The organism is Cellulomonas fimi (genome assembly GCF_028583725.1).
Taxonomy (GTDB): Bacteria; Actinomycetota; Actinomycetes; order Actinomycetales; family Cellulomonadaceae; genus Cellulomonas; species Cellulomonas fimi_B.
In genome coordinates this window covers 427,967-446,365 of the sequence record NZ_CP110680.1, presented here as the reverse complement: position 1 = coordinate 446,365, position 18,399 = coordinate 427,967, and the positions used below count along the sequence as shown (strand labels likewise).

Below are 18,399 nucleotides of genomic sequence, written 5' to 3'. Positions count from 1 at the left end.
GGGGACTGTGGGTGGCGGGCCGGTGATTCGACCCACTTTTACGTATCAGTGCCGCTGATACGTTAAAGTTCCCCGCATGGCCCCGTCAAGACGCGCGTCGGCAGCAGACGGAACCGCACGTCGCCGCGTCACGGCGACGGATGTCGCCCGGGAAGCCGGCGTCTCGCAGGCCACCGTGAGCTACGTCCTGAACAACACCCCAGGTCAGACGATCCCGGCGCACACCCGCGAACGCGTGCAGGAGGCGATCGAACGCCTGGGGTACACGCCGCACGGCGCTGCGCGCGCACTCCGGACCGGTCGTTCCGACGTCGTGCTGTTCCTGCTCCCCGACTGGCCGATCGGCCCCGCCGTCGTCGGCCTGGTCGAGGGCCTGACGGAGCGCCTCCAGGCGCACGGGTTGTCGCTGTTCGTGCGTCGGACCACGGGCGGTTCGGCGCTGTCCGGGCTGTGGCGGACCGTCGCGCCCGCCGCCGTCGTCAGCCTCGACGGGCTCGACGACACCGAGCAGCGCGCCATGGAGGACGCCGGCATCCCCGTCGTGAGCGCCCTCGTCCGCCCGCGGCGCTCGGTCCAGGGCGTCCTCACCGTCTCGCACACGCTGATCGGCGCGACCCAGCTCCAGCACCTCGCCGCCACCGGCCACCGGCACATCGGCTACGGCCTGCCCGACGACCCCCGCGTCGCCGTCTTCCGCGACCTGCGCCTCGACGGCGTCCGCACCGCCGCCTTCGAGCTCGGGCTGTCCGAGCCGTCGACGCGCGTCGTGCCGATGGACGTCGCCGGTGCGGCCGACGCCGTCGCCGCCTGGCGTGCCGAGTCCCCCGCGGTGACGGCCGTGTGCGCGTACAACGACGACATGGCCTTCGCGCTCCTCGCCGGCATGCGGGCACTGGGACTGACCGCCCCCACGGACCTCGCGATCATCGGCGTCGACGACACCCCCCTGGCCCCCTTCGCGCACCCACCCCTGACGACCGTCCGCCAGAACGCCGACGCGGTCATGGACTACCTCACCGCCGCCGTCCTGCGACGCCTCGCCGGCGGGACGCCCCCGCGCCCGCCCCGCTCCGAGGCCATCACCCTCGTGGTCCGCGAGTCCGCCTGACGGACGGGCTCACCCGAACGAGTCGAGGGGGTCGACACCGCCCGCGAGCGGTGGTGCGGTTCCGGTACGGTCCGATGCGGATCATCCGGACAGGGGGTGTGCTCGTGAGCGTGACCGGCACGGCCGGCGACCTGCGCACGAACGTCTACCGCCGCGCGCTCGGCGACGTGTGCGCACAGGCGGACGACCTCCTGCACGACGCGGGAGCGGGGCCCGGCAACCCCGTGGCAGGCGTCGCGGCGATGATCGCGGACGCGTGGACGGCGTCCGGCAGCACGGCACGCGCGGCTTTCCTCGCCGACCTCGCCGAGGCGGGTCTGGCGTGGCGCGGGGCCGTCGTCGGGCTGCGTGACGACGCGGACGCGAGGCGCGACGACGAGCCGGTGCAGATCGACGTGGAGGCGCAGCCGCACCTGCGGTGGAAGACCGAGCAGGCGTCCCTGTCGGCCCGCTCCCGGGCGGTGTGATGGGCCTCGCGTCGATGGACCTCGGCGTGCTGCGCGAGGCACTGTCCGAGCTCGAGATGTTCACCCGCCGCGCCCGGGGCGGGTGGCCCCGGGTGGAGCAGGCGACGCGACGCGCGCAGCTGTCCCCCTCGCGCACGGCGCTCGAGCTCGACCGGAACCTGGACACGATCGTGCGGCTGCGCGGCGACCTGCGCGCCCGCGTGGATCTCATGGAGCTCGCCGACCAGGCCGAGGCCGGCCGGTCGCTGCACGGGTCGACGAGCGGCGTCGTCACCCTGTCGATGCCGAACGGCGACTCGATCGAGGAGGTCCGCCGGCTGCTCGGCGGGCAGCTCGCGACACGCCTGACCGGACTGGACCCGTACTCCCAGCGCGTCGACCGCAGCGACGTCGAGCAGCTCGACCGGCTCGCGGCGCTGCTGGGCACCTACAGCCAGGACGCGCAGGTCATGCAGGGGCTCTTCGACACGCTCGGCCCCCGCGGCACCTTGGAGGTGCCGATCGTCCTCAAGGACCTGCTGGCCGCCTACGAGCGCGACGCGCGGTCCTCGTTCGACGACGACGGCCTCTGGCGGGAGGGCACCTCGACGGTCGAGCACCTGCGGATCCTGCAGGACGACGTCGTCGCCGCCCTCGGACGCGGCCTGGGCGTGTACTCGGCGACCGACGCCTTCCCCCGCGACTACGCCGACGGCCTCGTCGAAGCCGCCGCCGGGCACACCGGCGAAGGGTGGGCGCTGGCCCAGGTCCTCGGCCACGGCCGCTACGACGGGACGTTCCTCGTCGACGTGGCGTCCGGGCTGGTCGAGCTCGAACGCACCGAGACCGAGAACCACTGGATCGAGCAGCCCGGCGTGCTCGACTGGCGGCTCGGCACCGAGGACCAGCCCCGCTACGACCCGCTGGTCAGCGCGCTCGGGCAGCTCGCGCGCGACCCGCAGGCCACCCTCACGTTCTTCAACCCCGACGGCGGCGGACCCGCGACCACCGCACGCGTCGAGCACGTCGTGCGCCGGTCCTGGTACGCCGACGACGGCGACACCGCCGGCCGCGCGCTCGACGTCGCCGCCACCGCCCTGCACACCTACGGCCACCCGCGGGCCGCGGACGCCGCTGCGGTCGCGACCGCGACGGTCCGCGCCCTGGCCGACGCCGGGAGCTTCGGCGACGCCGGCAAGGACAGCCTCGGACACCTGCTCGCCGCGTACGTCGTCGACATCAACCAGGTCGCGATCGGTCGCGCGCAGAGCAGCGCCGAGCCACCCAGCAACGCCGTGTGGGACGTGGACCTGCCCCCCTCAGCCGTGTTCGCCGACGTCCACCTGCGGACCGTCCTCCGCGACGTGATGACCGACCCCGCCGCCGCGAGCACCCTCGGCGAAGCCACCGCGGCCTTCAACGCCGCCCGCATGGCCGCCGGAGTGGACGCCTGGGCCGCGGGCGACGACTTCGGCGCGGCGCAGGCCGCCGCGAACCAGTCCGCCGCCCTGCAAGGATTCATCGTGCGCTCCATGACCCTCGGCCTGACCGCCCAGGCCGCCGAGACCGACGCGCACGTCCAGGCGTTCCTCGGCGCCGCGACCGACCTCATCGACCTCATCCCCACCGGCGGTGCCGTCACCTCCTTCTTGGCCGACCAGGCCAAGTCCGCGGGCATCGAGGCGGTCACCTCGTCCTGGACCGAGAACGAGGCCCGGGTCAGCGGAGCACGCCACACGGTCGAGCAGGTCGCGCTGCTCGACGTGCAGATGGCGATGGTCATGGCGATGGCCGAACGCGGCCTGCTGCCCGACGACGCGATGCGCGACAACGACGACCAGACCTACCCGTGGTTCACCGGCGGGGCGTTCGACGCCGACAGGGCCTCCGACCCGGAGGTGCGCGACGCCTTCGTGGCGTGGATGAAGTCCGGTGACACCGGTGAACGCGCGACAGCGATCCTGCCGGACATGAACGCGGAGTTCGCCTCCGGGACGAGGTCGGCCCAGTGAGGAACACCCGTGCGGCCCTGACGGGCGCCGGCGCGCTGGCCCTGCTGGCTCTGCTGGCCGGATGCAGCACCCCGGACGACTCGCCCGTACCCACGCTCGCCGAAGCCCCCTGGATCTGCCCCGGGGTCCCGCAGACCGGCGTCGAGCTCGCCCTCGGCGGCCCGGCCGAGGTCGAGACGACCAACTCCTGGGAACCCGGGCTGGGCCACGCGACCTTCCAGTGCTTTGCCGAGCGCGGCGACGACGCGCGACTGATGGTCACCTACGGCGGCCCGGGCAGCGGCCCGAGCCCGCAGGACGTGCGGACAGGTCGCGGTGCCGTGCCGATCTCCGCCGATGCCGACGGGGAAGGCTGGGCCGAGCACGCCGAAGGCTCGAGCGTCGCGACGTGGCAGTGCGGGGACAACATCCTGAGGGTCGGGCTCGTCGGACCGGTCGACGGGCGCGACGGGCTGACCGACGTCTCGAACCTGCTCGTCTCGATGCTGCCGTGGGCGTGCGAAGGGGAAGAGGTCCCCGCTCTCCCCGACTGAGCGCTCAGCATGTGCCGGGAACGACGAAGGGCCCCACATCCGCATGCTGCTGCGGGTGGGACCCTTCGACTGGCGGTAGCGGTGGGATTTGAACCCACGGTGGACTTTCACCCACACACGCTTTCGAGGCGTGCTCCTTAGGCCGCTCGGACACGCTACCTCGCGGAGAAGAGTACCCGGTCGGGGCCGATGCTCCGAATCGGCCCCTCGCCAACCGGGCGCTTACGGTGGGAGACGTGAGCGATGCCGTCCTCGACCCCGCGGGCACCCTGGCCGACGTGGTCGACGTGCTGCGCGGCCGGCGCCTCGCGGTGCTGACCGGGGCGGGCGTCTCGACGGACTCGGGGATCCCCGACTACCGCGGCCCGGACTCGCCGCCGCGCACGCCGATGACGTTCCAGCAGTTCACGGGCGACGAGCGGTTCCGCCGGCACTACTGGGCCCGGAATCACGTCGGCTGGCGGCACGTGGGCCGCACGCAGCCGAACGCCGGTCACCTGGCGCTCGCGCAGATGGAGAGCAACGGCACCGTTCGAGGCGTCATCACGCAGAACGTCGACCTCCTGCACGAGGCCGCGGGCTCGCGGAACGTCATCGACCTGCACGGGCGCTACGACCGGGTGGTCTGCCTGAGCTGCCACCACGTCATCTCGCGCACGGAGCTCGCGCAGCGGCTGGAGGACCTCAACCCACACTTCGCCGACGAGGTCGCCGACGTCGAGATCGCGCCCGACGCGGACGCGGTCGTCGAGCGGACCAGTCACTTCGTCGTGGCGGACTGCGCGGTGTGCGGCGGGATGCTCAAGCCGGACATCGTCTACTTCGGCGAGACGGTCCCCCGGGAGCGGGTGGAGCGGGCCTACGCGATGGTCGACGACGGTGACGCGCTCCTGGTCGCCGGGTCGTCGCTCCAGGTCCAGTCCGGCCTGCGGTTCGTGCGGCACGCGGCCCAGACGGGCAAGCCGGTCGTGATCGTCAACCGCGGCACGACCCGCGGCGACCGCCACGCGACGGTCACCCTGCACGCGGGGACCTCCGAGACGTTGACGACGCTCGCGCAGAGTCTCTGACGAGAACCGCGCGACGGTGCCCGTCGCCGTCCAGCCGGGCATGGTGACCGGACAGCCGCCGGAAGCGGTACCGAGGCCCGGGTCGACGCTGCCGAGGCGCGGACCGAACGCGGCGGGGCAGCGAGCCACCGCTCGAAGGTCGACGGTTCCGCGCGCCGGTCAGAGGCGCGGGACGCCGTCGCGGTGGGTCTCGAAGAAGCGCTGGAGGAGGAGCCCGCACTCGTCGGCGCGCACTCCCCCGACGACCTCGACGCGGTGGTTGAGGCGGCGGTCGCGGACGACGTCCCACTGCGACCCGCACGCGCCGGCCTTCGGGTCCCACGCACCGAGCACCAGCCGCGCGACCCGCGCCAGCACCAGAGCCCCCGCGCACATGAGGCACGGCTCCAGCGTCACGACGAGCGTGCAGTCGTCGAGCCGCCACCGCCCCAGCCGGTCGGACGCGGCGCGGAGCGCGACGACCTCGGCGTGCCCGGTCGGGTCGCCGGTGGCCTCGCGCACGTTGCGGCCGCGCGCGACCACGTCGCCATCGGGGCCGACGACCACGGCACCGACGGGCACGTCGCCGGTCGCGACCGCGCGGCGGGCCTCGTCGAGCGCCAGGCCCATCGCCCACGCGTCGGCGGGCTGCACCGCCCGGCGGGGACCGTCCGTCATGCCCGCCATGATGACGCAGCACACGCCCACCGCGGGGACCTACGCCACGTCCACCTGGTGGGACTGCCGGTAGGTTGTGCGCATGCGCCTGCACGTCGCGGACCACCCGCTCGTCGCCCACAAGCTCACGGTCCTGCGGGACAAGGGCACGCCGTCGCCGACCTTCCGGCTGCTCGTCGACGAGCTCGTCACGCTCCTCGCGTACGAGGCGACGCGGGACGTGCACGTCGACACGGTCGAGATCGAGACGCCCGTGACGACCGCGACGGGCGTGAAGCTCGCCGACCCGCGGCCGCTGGTCGTGCCGATCCTGCGCGCGGGCCTCGGGATGCTGGACGGCATGACGCGGCTGCTGCCGACCGCGGAGGTCGGGTTCCTCGGGATGCAGCGCGACGAGGAGACGCTCGAGGCGGTCACGTACGCGAACCGGCTGCCCGACGACGTGTCCGGCCGCCAGTGCTTCCTGCTCGACCCGATGCTCGCGACCGGCGGCACGCTCGTCGCGGCCATCGACTACCTGCTCGCCCGCGGCGCGCGCGACGTCACCGCGGTGTGCCTGCTGGCCGCGCCCGAGGGGCTCAAGGTCGTCGAGGACTTCGTGGGCGACCGCGCCGACGTGAAGATCGTCGTGGCGGCCGTCGACGAGCGGCTCAACGACAAGGCGTACATCGTCCCCGGCCTCGGCGACGCGGGCGACCGCCTCTACGGCATCGTCTGACCCGGAGGCAGGCGGCCGCTCCGCATCCTGAGACGCTCGCCGCTGCCTCTTGGACCCACCCGCGCCGGGTGCCAGCATCGCGCGTCGTCGACGGCTCGGGGGACGCGGTCGACGCCCGCGCTGCCGGGCCGACCACCGGTCTGGGGGACCAGGGAGGTCCGGCAGCGCGACACCCCGGCGGCGCGCCGGCTCGGGTCGCCGCCGCGACGGGCCCGCCTTACCGTCGAGGGCATGCGCATCGCGATCGCCGGCGGTCACGGGAAGGTCGCGCGCCATCTGTCGCGCGCGCTCGCGGCGCGGGGCGACGTCCCCGTCGCACTGGTGCGGCAGCTCGGGCACGTCCAGGACGTGACGGACGACGGCGCGGAGGCGGTGGTCCTCGACCTGGAGCGGTCCAACGCGCGCGACGTCGCCGAGGCGGTCGCGGGCGCGGACGCGGTGGTGTTCGCGGCGGGCGCGGGCCCGGGCAGCGGCGTCGAGCGCAAGGACACGGTCGACCGGGCCGCGGCCGCGCTGCTGGCGGACGGCGCCGAGCTCGCGGGCGTGCGCCGGTACGTCCTGGTGTCGTCGATGGGGGCGACGTCGGAGCCGCCGGACGGCACGGACGACGTGTTCGCCGCGTACCTGCGCGCGAAGGCGGCGAGCGAGGAGGACCTGCGGTCCCGCGACCTCGACTGGACGATCGTGCGGCCCGGCGGGCTCACCGACGACGACGCGCAGGGGCATGTCCGGCTCGACGCGCACGTGCCGCGGGGTTCGATCCCGCGCGCCGACGTCGCGGAAGTGCTTGCGGCGGTCCTGCACGCGCCGCTCACCGCGGGACTCGTCCTGGAGCTCACGGAGGGCGTCGTGCCGGTCGAGGCCGCGGTCGCCGCGGTCGTCGAGCCCGCCGACTGACCCGCTCACGGCCAGGGCGACCGCCGCCCGGCCACGAACGGCACCGGCAGCTCGGCCGCGACCGGCAGCGCGCGACGGCGCGGCGCCGACCCCGGGCAGGGTGGGCACGGACCCACGAGCGGGCCGGTCGGCCCGGCGCCGGGCCGGTCAGCCCGCCGCGCGCTCCGAGGCGACGACGGGCTCGGTGCGCAGGGTCACGACGCCGATCAGGTACTGGTCGCCGCTCGTCGTCGCGGACAGCGAGGAGACGTCGCCGGACAGCCGCACGGGCGCGAACGCCTTGGCGTCGAGGCCGAGCGAGTTCGGCCACCTCCACCCGTGCGCGGTCGAGTCGAAGGCGTTGCCGGCGCCCGAGCCGGGCGTGCTGCCGTCCCACCGGACGGGCACGAGCGGGCGGTTGCCGTCGAGCAGCAGACGGTCGCCGACGGCGGTGCGGTCACCCTCCCAGGCGACGACACCGAGGCGCGCGCTGGTCCCGGCCTCGGCGGCGAACTCGAAGACGGGCGGAGCGGCGGAGGTTCCGATCCATGCGGCGCCGTCGTACACGGTGACGGTGGAGTCGCTGGACGGGTCGGCGTAGACGACGACGAGCGACCAGCCCGCGTAGTAGGACCGGTTGGGGTCCTTGCTGCTCGCGCGGACGGCGACGTCGGCGACGGACCAGGTGCCGCCGCCCTCTGCGGCGACGAGGCTCGTGACGTCGACGAACGCTTGGTAGTAGGACCGGCCGGCGTTGTCGGAGACGCGGTCGACGTCGCCGTCGGCGGCGCGCAGCGTCTGGTAGGGCGTGGTCGGACCGCGGAACCGGACGACGGCGGGGTCGCCGCTCCAGGTGTCACCGGGGCCGATGTTCGCGGACCAGTAGAGACCGGCGAAGGCGATCTGGCGTCCGGCGGGAACGTCGAGCTGGGTCGACGACGACGTCCGGACGGCGGGACGGGTGCCGTTCGCGTCGGGCAGGTCGGGGGCCTCGTCGAGCTCGACCATGTCGAAGCTGTTGTTGTCGCGGTCGCCGTTCTGCAGCGCGGGCAGGCACGTCGTGAGCGTGGTGCGGCAGGTGAGCAGCGGTGCGCCGACCTCGGTGACGGACCAGCCGCCCTCGAACCGGCCGCGCGGGCTGAGCCCGGCCGACGAGGTGCTGACGTCGGTCGCCGCGCTCACGGGGGCGGCGCCGGGGCCGGTCGCGGCGGCCACGAAGGCCCCGCGCGCGCTGCCGGACCAGCGGACGTTGACGAGCACCTCGGACGCGCCGCCCGCGGCGATCGCGCCGACGTCGCAGCGGAACCGGCGCGCGTCGAGGGCGACGCAGTTGTCGGTCGTCGGGCCGCCGCCCTCGGTGTCGACGGTGAAGGCCGCCGGGAGGGTGAGGGTCGCGACGACGTCGTCGGCGTCCGCGGCCGTGTCCCCGCCCGCGGCGCTGACCGCGAAGGAGACGGTGCCGGTCCGCGACGAGTCCGTGAGGGTGACGACGGGCGGCGTGACGGTGAGGACGGGCGCGGTCGCGCTGACGGCGACGCGGTGCTCCTGCGCGGCGTCGGCCCCGGGCGCGTCGACGCGGACGACGAGGTCGCCGAGCCCGCCGACGGCACCCGGCAGGGCGTCGAGGTGCGCGGTGAGCGGGACGGTCCCGCCGCCGGGCAGGACGTCGTGCGTGCAGGTGATCTCGACGGTGTCGGTCGGGTCGCAGGTCCAGCCGTCGACGGGGGTCGCGGGCCACGCCGCGCCGGCGGGCCGCGTCAGGCGGGCGACGAGACCGGGTGCCTGGACGTCGCCCAGGTTGGAGACCGCGAGCGCGACGCTCGACGCACGCCCGCGGGCCAGCGTCGTCCCGACGTCGCCGGTGAGCCCGAGGCGTGTCGGGCGCTGGACCGTGAAGCCGAGCTCGAGGTGCTCGGGCGCCCGGACGCCGGTGGGGCGCAGGTCGAGCCCGAGGGTGCGGGCGCCGACGGCCCCCGGCTCGTCCGCGGTGAGGAGCAGGGACAGGGGCGCGGCGGTCCGCGGCGCGATCCGGTCGGTCCGGCACGTCACGCCGGCGGCGCCGTCGGCGCACTCCCACGCGCTGCCGTCGACGGGTGCCCAGGTCACGCCGGCCGGGAGCTGCAGCGTGGCCGTCGCGGGGGTCGGCCCGACGGGCGAGCCCCCGACGTTCGCGAGGTCGAGGTCGACCTGCGTCGGGCGACCGGACAGCAGCGCGAGCGACGCGGGGGTGCTGCGTAGCGCGAGCCGCGCGGGCGCCGCCTGGATGCGCAGCGGGAAGGGCGCGGGGCGGTACTGGATGCCGCCACCCGCGACGCGCAGCCCGACGGCGGCGTCCACGCCGTCGTACGCCTCGTCGATCGAGACGCTCAGGACGAGCCGGGCGACGGACGACGGCGGGAGCGTCGCGAGGGTGCAGCGGACGACGCCGGTGCCGGTCCCGTCGGCGCACACCCAGCCCGCGGCCGTCGTGACGGCGAACCGGCCGGGCGCGAGACCCGCGAGCGCGGCGTCGGCGATCCCGTCGACGGACACCCCGACCGGCAGGGTGACCTCGGCGACGAGGTCGGTCGCGACGGTGCCGCCGGTGTTCTGCACGCCGAACGCGAGCTCCTGGCCGGCGATCCCCGCCGAGAGGACGAGCCCGCCCTCGGGCAGCACGACGTCGACGTCCGCGGGGGCGGGCGGCGGCGGGGTGGTCTCACCGTCGGGCGTCTGCTCGTCGGTCGTGGTGCGCGGCCCGGTCCGCACGCGTGGCGTCCCGTCCTGCTGCTCGTCCGCGAGCAGCGCCCCGGACTCGTCGAGGTCGGGGACGTCGGTGGGTGACGGCGTCGGGGTCGGCGTGGGCGCCGGGGTGGTGTCGGTGCCGGGGGTGGGCGTGGGGGTCTCGGCGGGGACGGACACCGAGGGGGCGGGCAGCGCCTCCGGGTCGGTGCCGCGGGTGAGCCCGTAGATCCCGACGGCGGCGATCGCGGCGACCGCGACGGAGCCGGCCGCGACGGCGACGGCGCCGAGCGGGATCGACGACAGGAGGGCGGCGACGCCGCCCGTGGCGGCCGTGCCCGCGGTCGCCCCGACGACGGCGGTGGTCCCGGTGGCGGCTCCCGCCCCGGCCGCGACGCCGCCGGCACCACCGGCCGCACCGCCGGCACCGCCCGCGGCCCCGGCACCGGCGCCTCCGCTGAGCGCGGCCGCCCCGGCGGCGATCCCGCCGCCGACCGGGAGCACGTGGGCGAGGGCGCCGAGCCCGACGACGCCGAGAACGAGCGGTGCGACGACGGCCCGCATGCCGTGGTTGACGTCGCCGAGCTCGAGGACGAGCGCCCGGCAGTCGCCGCACCCGTCGAGATGCTTCTCGACCTGCGCGTTCTCGCGTGTGCCGAGCCCGCCGCGCACGTAGGCGCCGAGCTTCCCCGAGACGGTGCGGCAGCCCTCGTCGAGCGGGTCCTGGAGGTGCTGCTGGAGGTAGGCCTGCCGCAGCCCCTCGCGCGCGCGGTAGGCGAGCGCGGCGACGCCGTTGGCGGTGAGGCCGAGGACGGGGGCGATCTCGGCGGGCGAGAGCCCCTCGACCTCGGAGTGCCACAGGACGGCCTGCCAGCGCTCCGGCAGGGAGTGGAAGGCCCGCGACACGACGCCGCGCTCGAACCCCTCGAGCGCGGGCTCCTCCGCGGTGCCGGCCCATGCGGTGCCGCGTTCGAGGGTCGCGAGGTCGTCCGTCGGCTGCACCCGCCGGGCCTTCTCCCGGCGATCGGCGGCGGTGCGTCGCACGACGGTGAAGAGGTAGGCGCGGAACGCGGACTCGGGGCCGTTGCCGCGCTGCAGCGCACCGTGCACGGCGGTGAACGCGTCGGCGACGACGTCGTCGGCGTCGGCGTGCGAGTCGGTGTACTGGCGGGCGACGACGAACGCGGCGCCCGCGTGACGCTCGTAGAGGGCGCCGAAGGCCTCGGCGTCACCCGTGCGCACGGCAGCGATCAGCTCGGCGTCCCCTGTGACGCCGTCACCGAGCCGCGTGCTTGCCACCACGACCTGCTCCCGTCAGCGTTCTTCGTCGAGCGCACAGCCTGCCACAACGGATGGATCGGGTGTCCAGACCGCAATCGCCCAATTGCAACGTACGTGATTGTCCGGCGGTTCCGGGCGGCGAGCGACGGGGAAAGCGCTCGATCGCGTGGGTGAAAAGTTCCGCATCTCGCGTCACCGCAGGCGGGCGGCTCCCTCTCATCAGGCGTGACGACAGACATCGGCAGGGACGACGCCGCGGGCGTGGCGCTGCGCGAGCGCTGGCGGCACGAGAGCCTCGGCTCGGTCTGGCTGCGCCCCGCGGACTGGTACCACCCCGCGGTCGACGACCTGGCCGGCGCGGTTCTCGGCGACCGCGACCCCACGCTCGCCGCGGCCGAGCTCGGACGCGCCCGGGGCCACGACGGCGTCGGCATCGCGGAGACGATCGACGACCTCGCGTGCCTGTACCGCTCGCGTGGCGTGGCCCAGCCCCCGCTGCTCGCGGTGCGCGCGCTGTGCGACGGGTGGGCGGACGCCCAGGCGGCGGCCGTCGCGGTCGGCACGTCGCTTGACCCGGAGTCCGGCCTCCCGACGCGGCAGTACCTCGCCGTGCGGCTCGCGGAGACCTACCAGGACGGCGACCGTGCGGCCCTCCCGGCGCACGAGTCGCATCACCTCGTGCTGGTCGACGTCGCCGCGGGCGCGGTGGACCCGTTCTCGCGCGCAGCCCGGTCGGCGGCGGTCGGTGCGGCGATGACCGCGACGTTCGGCGAGGGGCACCCGATGGCGACGCTCGGTGGCGGCGTGTTCGCGGTGCTGTCCCGACGGCAGGACCCGCTCGAGGAGCGGGTGTCGCGCCTCCAGGCGGAGATCGCCCGACGGGTCGAGCGGCTCGAGGTCCGGGCCGCGACGCGCCAGCCGGTCCGCGTGTGGGTCGAGCCGCTGCCCGCGACGCACGAGCAGGCGGTGCACACGCTGCGGCGCGTCTCGCGGCCCTGACCGGGCGCGGGCCGGCCCGCCCAGCGAAGGTCAAGCGTCGATAGGAGAAATCTCAACTGTCGCTACGGCGCAGGTCAGGGGCGAGTCGGACGGGCGCCCGGGACAAGTCGGGCGGATGCGTCTACCGTCGTTCTATGAACCCCGCCGACCTCGCCCCCGACCCTGCCGCGGCAGGGAACCCGTCCGCCCCTCACCCGGCCGGCGCGGGAGCGTCGTCGAGCGGCCCCGCCGTCCCCACGCAGCCCCGCCACCGCGACGTCCCGCCCGAGGACCTCGACGTCGACCTCACGGCCGACCCGCCCGGCCCGCTGCTCGCGACGGGCACCGTCGCCGACGTCTACGCGCTCGACGACCGGCGCGTCCTGCGCCGCGACCGCGACGGGCGTGACGCGTCCGGCGAGGCCGAGATCCTGCGGCACGTCGTCGCGCACGGGTTCCCCGCACCGGCCGTGTTCTTCGTCCAGGGGCCCGACCTGGTCGCCGAGCGGCTGCACGGTCCGACGCTGCTGCAGGCGCTGACCGCGGGCGAGGTGTCCCTCCACGACGGTGCGCAGATCCTCGCCGACCTGCACCGCCGCCTTCACGAGATCCCCGCGCCGGACGGCTGGAGCGACACGCGGTCGCAGTGGCCGCACGTGACCGGCGGCCCGACGGTCGTGCACCTCGACCTGCACCCGGCGAACGTGATCCTCAGCGAGGCGCACGGGCCGGCGCTCATCGACTGGTCGAACGCACGCAGTGGCCCCGCCGAGCTCGACGTGGCGCTTACGGCGCTCATCATCGCCGAGGTGGTCGTGGACGCCGGCGGCGAGTACTCCGCGGGGGCCCGGGCCCTGCTCGCGGCCTTCCTCACGTGCGTCGGCACCGACCTGCTGGGCGCACTCGACGACGCCGCCGCGGTCCGCTCGCAGGACCCGTCGCTCGTCGCCGGGGAGCGCGAGCTCGTGCCCGCCGCCGCGGCCCTCATCCGGGAGCTCGTCGCGGTCGCGACGCCGCCCGAGCACTGACGGACGCCCCGCGAGGGGCGAACGGCGAGGACCGCCCGGTGCGCACGGGCGGTCCTCGCCGTCGTTCAGGGGGTGCCGGCGTCTGCCGCGGCCCGGCGGCCGCGCAGCCCGCGCAGCAGCAGCGCGCCGCCAACGCCGATCAGACCCGCACGGACGACGAACGTCCACAGGCCGCCGACGAGCATGAGCAGGCCCGCGAGCGGGAAGACCCACCCGAGCAGCCGGAACGTCGCATCGGGGGCGATGCGCGCGTCGGCGGGGCGCGCGACGTCGTAGATCACGTCGACGGTTGCGCCGACCGACGGGCACGAGCTCGACCGGTAGCCCGCCGACGCCGTGTGGACGGCGCCGTCGACCGTGTAGGACGCGTCCGGCGAGCACAGCCGGTCGCCGTCGTCGTCGCGGCTCTCGTTGCGGGCGGTCACGGTGCCGACCGTCTGCGCCTCGCCCGCGCCGACCGTGCCCGCGTCGATGAGCAGCGGCTTCACGACGAGCAGGCCGACGGCGAGGAACACGAGGCCGAACAGCATCATCTTGACCGCGCCGCCGATGCCCTCGCGGTTCCGGCCGAACCCCACGACGCCGTCCGCGACCATCGCACCCCCGACGACCGCCTCGCCCGTGCTGCGCCCCTGCTCGCTCGCGGCGTAGCGGGAGGCGGCCGTCCAGAGGTCCGCGGCGACGCCGGCGAGCTGGGGCGGGACGACCGCGACCGGGCCGGTCGGCCCGTTGAAGCCCGGGGACGGCGGGACGGGTGCCGGGACGCGCGCGGCCGGCAGGGCGGGCTGCGGGACGACGGCGGTCGCCGGACGTGCCGGAGCGGCGGCGGCCGGGCTCGGCGCGGCGATCGGGACGCTGCCCTCCGCGGGCGGCAGCGGCTGGCGGTGGTCCGTCCACGCCGTCCCGTCCCAGAACCGCATGGTGCCGGGCTCGGCGGGGACGGCGTACCAGCCGGCGCGTGCGCTCACCGCGGCCTCCTTCGGACGGGACCGCGTCGAGCCGACGCGGCAGCCGCACCCTACGGAGCACCTCCGGCGGCGCGGGAGCCCGTCGGGCGCACGTCACCTTCCCGGCGGGGGGCGAACCGTCGCGAACCGTACGACTCGACCCCGGGCACCGCGAGACCGCCCGCACCCGGACGAGCGAGCGGGGCGGTCTCGGTGCGGCGTCAGCGCGGGGCGTACGTCAGGCAGTCGGCCGAGTCGTGGCCGGCGCCCACGCGGACCGACTCGGCGCTGCACTCGAGCGCGGAGTTGTGGACGCAGTCGTCGCGCTGGCACGCGCCGACGTGCGTGACGACCTTCTCCAGGCCGCCCTTGACGCCGAGCGGGATGAACGTCGCGCAGGCCGCGTCGCCCGCGTGCCCGCCGATCGTGATCGCCGCCGCGTGGCAGTGCGAGTGGTCGTTGTAGGAACAGCCGGCCACCGAGCACTCGGCGACCGGGGGCAGGTCCATCAGCGTGCTCATCGGTACCTCCACGATCCGGGGGACGAGGCGTACCTCACCGACGGTAGACCCGTCGGGCGCCTCGCGCCTAGGGAGGGCACGAGGTTCCGCCGCAGGTCAGAGGCCGTTTTCAGGTGAGGCTAGCCTCACTCCGGACCGGTCCGGCGGGTGCCCGTGGGACGCGTCGGCGTGCTCCCGCCGCAGGTCGCAGGGCTGCCGTGTCAGTACGTGAACGCCGCGATGCGGTCCTCGAGATCCTGCGCCATGACGGCGAGCTCGCGGATCGAGGTGCCCATCTGGGTGAGCACCTCGGTCGTGGACTGCGCGGCCGACGCGACACCCGTGATGTTCGCCGCGATCTCGCCGGCGCCGGTCGCGACCTCGACGACACCGCGCGACATCTCGTTCGTCGTCGCCGTCTGCTCCTCGACCGCCGACGCGATCGTCAGCTGGTAGTCGTTGATCTGCGCGACGATGTGCGAGATCTGGTCGATCGCCGCGACGGCGCCCTCGGTGTCCGCCTGGATCGCCTGGACGCGTCGCACGATGTCGTCCGTCGCGTTCGCCGTCTCCTGCGCCAGGTCCTTGACCTCACCGGCGACGACCGCGAAGCCCTTGCCGGCCTCGCCCGCGCGGGCCGCCTCGATGGTCGCGTTGAGCGCGAGCAGGTTCGTCTGCGCGGCGATCGACGTGATGACCTTGACGACGTCGCCGATCTCCCGCGAGCTCGTCCCGAGCCGCGCGACCGTGTCCGTCGTGCGCACCGCGACGGCGGTCGCCTCCTCCGCGACGCGCGCGGCCTCGTTCGCGTTCTCGGCGATCGCGCGGATCGACGCGCCCATCTCCTCCGCACCGGCCGCGATGACCTGCACGTTGCGGCTCACCTGGTCCGCGGCGGCGGCGACGACCCCCGCCTGCGCGGACGTCTCCTCGGCGCCCGCGGCGACCTGGGCACCGGCCGCGGACATCTCCTCCGACGCGGCGGCGACCGTCCCCGACGCCTCCGTCACGCCGGCGAGCGTGGTCCGCAGGGCCGACTGCGCGCGACCGAGCGCCGCCGCCATGCGGCCGAGCTCGTCGTCGCTGCGGACCTGCGCGGTCACGGTGAGGTCGCCCGTCGCGAGCGCGTCGACGCTCCGCTGCACGTCGCCGACCGCACGGCGAACGCTGCGGGCGAGCAGCATCCCGAGCGCGACCGCGACGGCGAGCCCCACGCCGGCGACGCCGATCATGGTCCAGCGCGCGAGGGTCGCCGCGGCCGCCGCGTCCGCCTGGTCCTGCGCGACCTCCTCGTCGACGTGCGTGCTGAGCTCGGAGAGGGACGCGACGAGCTCCGTGCCGACCCGCGCCATCTCGTCGCGCTCCACCGACCACGCCACCCGGTCGTCCGCCATCGCCGGCGGCAGCACGTCCGCGTCGACGCCGGCCTTGTACTCGTCGTACCGCGTGAGGAACGCGTCCCACTCCGGCGGCATCGCGCCGTAGCTCGCGGCGTACGCCTCGGCGAACGTGTCCGTCTCGGAGTCGAAGGCCGCGTAGGCGGCGCGCACGGCCGCCATCGCCTTCTCCTTGTTCTCCGCGTCCGGGTACGCGGGAACGCTGGTGATCGAGTTCCGCACCGTCCACAGCGCCGACGTGAGCGCGGCGAGCCGGCCCGTGACGTCGCTGCTGGCCTGCGCGGTCGCCGCCGACCGGTCGGCGAGCGTGCTCAGCGACAGGACCCCGTACGCGCCGACCGCGGCGAGGACCACGGCGAGCATCCCGACGAGGCCGAGGATCTTCGTCCGCACCGACCGGTCGGCGACGAGCCGCCGCCGACGCTTCGCGCCTCCGCGGCTCCCCTCGGCCCGTCGCTCGGCGGTCGGCTCCGGCGACGACCGCTGGGTCGGGACGTCGGCGCGCTGCGGGGTGAGGACGGGCATGTGGCTCTGCTCCTGGGTCGCGGACGACGGGTGTGTCGTCACCCGTCCCACCGAGCCCATCGGCCGCCGCCGCCCGCTGTTGACCCTCCGCGCGTTTCTCACGGTCCGCGAGCCCGCCCCCGTCGCCCGGACGCGCCGACGGTTGCCCCGCGCACCGGACGTCGTGGCTGGTCCGGTGCGCGGGGAGGTCGCGCGCGCGGTCAGGCGTCCGCGTCGACCACCCGGTAGAAGTTCCGCTCCCACCGGTGCCGCCGGATCACGGCGCGCTGCTCGTCGGTCAGCCGGCGACCGTCGCTCGTCGCCGCGTTCCGCTCGACGTTCCGGACGGTCCGCATGCCCGCGATGACGGTCGACACCGCCGGGTCGTCCAGCACGTACCGCAGCGCCACGTCGGGCAGCGCGTCGGTGTCGATGCCGAGGTCCTCGACGAGCGCCGCGACGCGCTGCTCGACCTGCGCCGGCCGGTCGCCGCCGAAGTACGTGTTCCGGAAGTCGCCCTCCGGGAACGTCGCACCCGCCGTGATGCGGCCCGTCAGGCCGCCCTCGTCGAGCGCGACGCGCACGATCACGCCCACGCCGTGCTCCTCGCAGGCCCGTAGGAGCTGCTCCTCCGGCTGCTGGTGCCACGCGTTGTAGATGACCTGCACCGTGTCGACCGCGCCGCTGCGGACCAGCGCGAGCGCGTTCTCCGGCTGGTAGTCGTTGATCGACACCCCGAAGAACCGGATCTTGCCCTCGTCCTTGAGCGCCGCGACCGTCTCCAGCCAGTCGCCCTTGCCGACCCACTCGTCGGACCAGACGTGGAGCTGCAGGACGTCGAAGCGGTCCAGCCCCGACGCCTGGAGGCTCGTGTCGAGGCTCGCGCGGATGTGGTCACCCGGGAACGTCTCGTCCGGGTGCAGCCCGTCCGGCGCGGGCCAGACCATGTTCTTCGGCGGCACCTTCGTCGCGACCAGCACGTCCGGGTGCTCGCGCAGGACGCTGCCGACGATGCGCTCGCTCTCCCCGTACCCGCGCGCGGTGTCGACGAAGTTCACGCCGAGCTCGATCGCGCGGTGCAGCGCCGCGACCGACTCGTCCTCCTGCGCGCCCTTCCACTGCGACGCCCCGATCCCCCACGCGCCGTACCCGATCTCCGACACCCGCAGGCCCGTCCGGCCGAGCTGGCGGTACTCCATGCGAACTCCTCGGTGCTCTCGTCGGCCGGTGCGCACCGGCCGACGACCAGCCTCACCTGCGCGCGCGCGTCGCGCGAGCCGTCCGTCCGGCCCCGCCCCTACCGACCGTCCCAGGACCACAGGCTGATCGCCGTGCGCCCCACCGTCCGGGGATCGTCGGCCACGACCGCGAGCTGCACGAGGACGAGCGGACTCGCCGTCCGCGCGTGCGCTCGTGCCCACGCGATCGCCTCGACGACGTCGACCCCCGCCAGCTCGTACGTCACCTCCTGGCTCGCCGGGGTGCTGTCGTCGTCGTGACGCTCCCCGGTCCAGACGGTGACCCGGAAGACGGGTGCCGTCACCTCGTGCGTCATGTCGCGCGGATCGACGAGACGTGTCCTGACGGGTTCGGCTTCGTGCGGTGCGTCGTGATCCATGGGCC

Annotated in this window: 16 protein-coding genes and 1 tRNA gene; 9 read left to right on the top strand and 8 right to left on the bottom strand. The window is 75.2% G+C overall.

Features of this window, described 5'->3' with window-relative positions:
- Positions 1–175 precede the first annotated feature (175 nt).
- The 4 genes from OOT42_RS02035 to OOT42_RS02020 all read left to right on the top strand — a co-directional run bounded on the left by OOT42_RS02035 (position 176) and on the right by OOT42_RS02020 (position 4,099).
- Positions 176–1,108, top strand: coding sequence for a LacI family DNA-binding transcriptional regulator (locus OOT42_RS02035; RefSeq protein WP_423775951.1), 933 nt, complete (start codon positions 176–178; stop codon positions 1,106–1,108).
- A 104-nt stretch (positions 1,109–1,212) separates the two neighbouring features.
- Positions 1,213–1,575, top strand: a complete 363-nt coding sequence (locus OOT42_RS02030; protein ID WP_273653301.1) for a hypothetical protein — start codon at positions 1,213–1,215, stop codon at positions 1,573–1,575.
- Positions 1,575–3,566, top strand: a complete 1,992-nt coding sequence (locus OOT42_RS02025; protein ID WP_273653300.1) for a DUF6571 family protein — start codon at positions 1,575–1,577, stop codon at positions 3,564–3,566. The genes OOT42_RS02030 and OOT42_RS02025 overlap by 1 nt, the downstream gene beginning before the upstream one ends.
- Positions 3,563–4,099, top strand: coding sequence for a hypothetical protein (locus OOT42_RS02020; protein WP_273653299.1), 537 nt, complete (start codon positions 3,563–3,565; stop codon positions 4,097–4,099). The genes OOT42_RS02025 and OOT42_RS02020 overlap by 4 nt, the downstream gene beginning before the upstream one ends.
- A gap of 70 nt (positions 4,100–4,169) precedes the next feature.
- On the opposite strand, the gene OOT42_RS02015 is transcribed toward OOT42_RS02020, so the two are convergent.
- A tRNA-Ser gene (locus tag OOT42_RS02015) sits at positions 4,170–4,259 on the bottom strand.
- Between the two features lie 76 nt (positions 4,260–4,335).
- On the opposite strand from OOT42_RS02015, the gene OOT42_RS02010 reads away from it, so the two are divergent.
- Positions 4,336–5,169, top strand: coding sequence for an NAD-dependent protein deacetylase (locus OOT42_RS02010; RefSeq protein ID WP_273653298.1), 834 nt, complete (start codon positions 4,336–4,338; stop codon positions 5,167–5,169).
- 159 nt (positions 5,170–5,328) lie between these two features.
- Here OOT42_RS02010 and OOT42_RS02005 read toward each other — a convergent pair whose 3' ends face one another.
- Positions 5,329–5,835 carry a nucleoside deaminase gene (locus tag OOT42_RS02005; protein ID WP_273653297.1) on the bottom strand — a complete coding sequence of 169 codons (507 nt, stop codon included), beginning with the start codon at positions 5,833–5,835 and terminating at the stop codon, positions 5,329–5,331.
- Between the two features lie 73 nt (positions 5,836–5,908).
- Here OOT42_RS02005 and upp point away from each other — a divergent pair, with 73 nt between their 5' ends.
- Positions 5,909–6,544, top strand: coding sequence for a uracil phosphoribosyltransferase (upp, locus tag OOT42_RS02000; RefSeq protein ID WP_273653296.1), 636 nt, complete (start codon positions 5,909–5,911; stop codon positions 6,542–6,544).
- A gap of 231 nt (positions 6,545–6,775) precedes the next feature.
- Positions 6,776–7,441 carry an SDR family oxidoreductase gene (locus tag OOT42_RS01995; protein WP_273653295.1) on the top strand — a complete coding sequence of 222 codons (666 nt, stop codon included), beginning with the start codon at positions 6,776–6,778 and terminating at the stop codon, positions 7,439–7,441.
- Positions 7,442–7,588: 147 nt separating this feature from the next.
- Here the strand turns inward: OOT42_RS01995 and OOT42_RS01990 are convergent, their stop codons facing one another.
- Positions 7,589–11,443 carry a sigma-70 family RNA polymerase sigma factor gene (locus tag OOT42_RS01990; RefSeq protein WP_273653294.1) on the bottom strand — a complete coding sequence of 1,285 codons (3,855 nt, stop codon included), beginning with the start codon at positions 11,441–11,443 and terminating at the stop codon, positions 7,589–7,591.
- A 204-nt stretch (positions 11,444–11,647) separates the two neighbouring features.
- On the opposite strand from OOT42_RS01990, the gene OOT42_RS01985 reads away from it, so the two are divergent.
- Both OOT42_RS01985 and OOT42_RS01980 read left to right on the top strand, forming a co-directional pair.
- A complete protein-coding gene (locus OOT42_RS01985) occupies positions 11,648–12,421 on the top strand; it encodes a hypothetical protein (protein WP_273653293.1) in 774 nt (257 codons plus the stop codon).
- 134 nt (positions 12,422–12,555) lie between these two features.
- Positions 12,556–13,428 (top strand): phosphotransferase, encoded by an 873-nt coding sequence (locus OOT42_RS01980; RefSeq protein ID WP_273653292.1) that lies wholly within the window; start codon positions 12,556–12,558, stop codon positions 13,426–13,428.
- Between the two features lie 65 nt (positions 13,429–13,493).
- Here OOT42_RS01980 and OOT42_RS01975 read toward each other — a convergent pair whose 3' ends face one another.
- The 5 genes from OOT42_RS01975 to OOT42_RS01955 all read right to left on the bottom strand — a co-directional run bounded on the left by OOT42_RS01975 (position 13,494) and on the right by OOT42_RS01955 (position 18,331).
- Positions 13,494–14,396, bottom strand: coding sequence for a DUF2510 domain-containing protein (locus tag OOT42_RS01975; protein WP_273653291.1), 903 nt, complete (start codon positions 14,394–14,396; stop codon positions 13,494–13,496).
- A 200-nt stretch (positions 14,397–14,596) separates the two neighbouring features.
- Positions 14,597–14,896 (bottom strand): DUF1540 domain-containing protein, encoded by a 300-nt coding sequence (locus tag OOT42_RS01970; protein ID WP_273653290.1) that lies wholly within the window; start codon positions 14,894–14,896, stop codon positions 14,597–14,599.
- A gap of 200 nt (positions 14,897–15,096) precedes the next feature.
- On the bottom strand, positions 15,097–16,797 hold the full coding sequence (locus OOT42_RS01965) for a methyl-accepting chemotaxis protein (protein WP_273653289.1): 1,701 nt from the start codon (positions 16,795–16,797) through the stop codon (positions 15,097–15,099).
- Positions 16,798–16,997: 200 nt separating this feature from the next.
- On the bottom strand, positions 16,998–17,975 hold the full coding sequence (locus OOT42_RS01960) for an aldo/keto reductase (protein WP_273653288.1): 978 nt from the start codon (positions 17,973–17,975) through the stop codon (positions 16,998–17,000).
- Positions 17,976–18,073: 98 nt separating this feature from the next.
- Complete coding sequence (locus OOT42_RS01955; RefSeq protein ID WP_273653287.1) at positions 18,074–18,331, bottom strand: hypothetical protein; 258 nt, start codon at positions 18,329–18,331, stop codon at positions 18,074–18,076.
- Positions 18,332–18,399 lie beyond the last annotated feature (68 nt).

Bases quoted from the DNA above. Each gene is read 5' to 3' on its own strand.
- OOT42_RS01965 (WP_273653289.1), bottom strand. From the start codon at position 16,797: ATGCCCGTCCTCACCCCGCAGCGCGCCGACGTCCCGACCCAGCGGTCG.
- OOT42_RS02005 (WP_273653297.1), bottom strand. From the start codon at position 5,835: ATGGCGGGCATGACGGACGGTCCCCGCCGGGCGGTGCAGCCCGCCGAC.
- OOT42_RS01970 (WP_273653290.1), bottom strand. From the start codon at position 14,896: ATGAGCACGCTGATGGACCTGCCCCCGGTCGCCGAGTGCTCGGTGGCC.
- OOT42_RS01995 (WP_273653295.1), top strand. From the start codon at position 6,776: ATGCGCATCGCGATCGCCGGCGGTCACGGGAAGGTCGCGCGCCATCTG.
- OOT42_RS02025 (WP_273653300.1), top strand. From the start codon at position 1,575: ATGGGCCTCGCGTCGATGGACCTCGGCGTGCTGCGCGAGGCACTGTCC.
- OOT42_RS01960 (WP_273653288.1), bottom strand. From the start codon at position 17,975: ATGGAGTACCGCCAGCTCGGCCGGACGGGCCTGCGGGTGTCGGAGATC.
- OOT42_RS01955 (WP_273653287.1), bottom strand. From the start codon at position 18,331: ATGACGCACGAGGTGACGGCACCCGTCTTCCGGGTCACCGTCTGGACC.
- OOT42_RS01980 (WP_273653292.1), top strand. From the start codon at position 12,556: ATGAACCCCGCCGACCTCGCCCCCGACCCTGCCGCGGCAGGGAACCCG.
- upp (WP_273653296.1), top strand. From the start codon at position 5,909: ATGCGCCTGCACGTCGCGGACCACCCGCTCGTCGCCCACAAGCTCACG.